This is a genomic window from Chromobacterium sp. Panama, from assembly GCF_003052555.1.
GTDB lineage: Bacteria > Pseudomonadota > Gammaproteobacteria > Burkholderiales > Chromobacteriaceae > Chromobacterium.
Window position 1 is genome coordinate 1 of record NZ_QARX01000006.1, and the last position, 1,195, is coordinate 1,195.

General features: G+C 60.3%; 2 protein-coding genes. Both read right to left on the bottom strand.

Annotated features, from left to right (window positions below; genetic code table 11):
* On the bottom strand, positions 1-945 hold a 945-nt coding region (locus tag DB032_RS23420; protein ID WP_146176798.1), incomplete at its 3' end, for a DUF6396 domain-containing protein.
* A gap of 3 nt (positions 946-948) precedes the next feature.
* A partial coding sequence (locus DB032_RS24300; RefSeq protein WP_199226058.1) for a hypothetical protein occupies positions 949-1,195 on the bottom strand: 247 nt, incomplete at its 5' end.

The following is a 1,195-nucleotide window of genomic DNA, read 5'->3' on the forward strand; positions in this document are numbered from 1 at the left end:
TTCGCTGGGCTGAGCCGGCCCAGGACCGCGAAAGGCCTTCAGCCAGCGGAAGCCGCCGTCCCAGGGCGGCAAGGGGGCCGGCGGCAGCGGTACGATCTGGTCGACTTCTTCTACCGTGGGTTGCAGGTAGGAGTAGTTGTAGAGGAATTTGCCGATTTGCTGGTAGCGGCGGCTGCGTTCGGGGTCCAACTTCAGAGCCATGTAATACATGCCGTCGTCGGGAGGGGGGGTTTTGAAGCCTTTTTCCAAAAAACCAGCAGCGGTAGAGTTTCCTGCTTTGACACCGAGTTGAAAGGCTTCAACGGCTTCGGCGTATCGCTTATTCACGGCTAGATCATTTCCCAGCCCATTTCCCGCTTGTCCATGCCCTTGTTCCGCCGCACAGCGATACATCTGCCGTGAAATCTCGGGGGCCTTGTCATAGGGGTTCAGCAACTCGGCGACATGGAACTGCGCCTCCGGATTGCCGAGATCGGCGGCTTTGCGGAAATAGCGCAGCGCCAGCTCGCGGTCGCGCTTGATATTGCCGTAGCCACGGCTGGTGTAGTAGGCGAGGTTGTAATAGCCGGGGGCGGGGCTCAGGTCCATCAGCTTGTCGTTCAGCGCCAGCACTTCGCGGAAGCCGCCGGCGAAATCGCCGTCGGTCAGCCCATTCTGCAAATTGATATTGGCCTTGACGTGACCATGGGCGGCGGCGATGCGGTAGAGCCGCTGCACTTGCCGCGTGACGTCGGGCTTGCGCCGCAACAGATTGTTCTTTTGCAGGTGGCGGGCGTAGAGGAAGAGCTGCTCCGCTTCCGGCGTCGGTGTCGGCAATTGCTGGTGGACGCAGCGGAAGGCCAGCGCCTCTTGCTGTTTGGGGCTGAGGGTGCTCATGAGGGTGTCCTTGGCAAGGGTCGAGGCCGCTATTGAGGAAAGGGCGGCGATCAGCAGGAGAGCGCGCATGGCTTAATCCAGATTGGACAGCTTGGCGCTGTCGCGGCGGAATTCGATTAGTGAGGCGATTGGAGGTAGGCCGTTGCTTTTTCGCTTTTTATTACGTTCAAGAAGCTCAGTCCAGTTTTTGAAGGCGCTTGGCATTTGCTCATCAAACGGCAGACTGGTGTCCTCCAGCCCCATCGCTTTCCCGGTCCGCGTATTACGGGTGTGCAAGGACCACAGCTCGCGGCGCAGGCCGGCGCTGATGTCGCCGCGT